Origin of the sequence: Escherichia sp. KCJ4928 (genome assembly GCF_004352695.1) — a bacterium.
Taxonomy (GTDB): domain Bacteria; phylum Pseudomonadota; class Gammaproteobacteria; order Enterobacterales; family Enterobacteriaceae; genus ECMA0423.
The window spans coordinates 1-255 of record NZ_SJWV01000838.1 but is presented as its reverse complement, the minus strand read 5'-3'; the positions used below and the strand labels follow the sequence as shown (position 1 = coordinate 255).

1 protein-coding gene is annotated in these 255 nt (G+C 53.7%); it reads left to right on the top strand.

Annotated elements, in window-relative coordinates; all coding sequences use genetic code 11:
- The coding region (locus E0D98_RS27005; protein ID WP_165941096.1) for an ATPase, T2SS/T4P/T4SS family at positions 1–255 on the top strand (255 nt) is incomplete at both ends.

The following is a 255-nucleotide window of genomic DNA, read 5'->3' as shown; positions in this document are numbered from 1 at the left end:
ATGAATATTGAACCGGATCTGCTGGATGCCATGCTCAGAAAAACCGGCCTGGGCTTCATCTGCGGAGAAACCGGCTCCGGGAAATCCACACTGGCGGCGGCACTGTATCGCCACATTCTGAAAAATTGCCCCGATCGCAAAATAGTGACCTATGAAGATCCGGTGGAATACATTCTGGGCGGAGAGAATGACCTTCTGCCTCCCCATCAGGCCGAAATCGGGCGCGATGTGGAAAGTTTTGCTGCAGGACTTCGC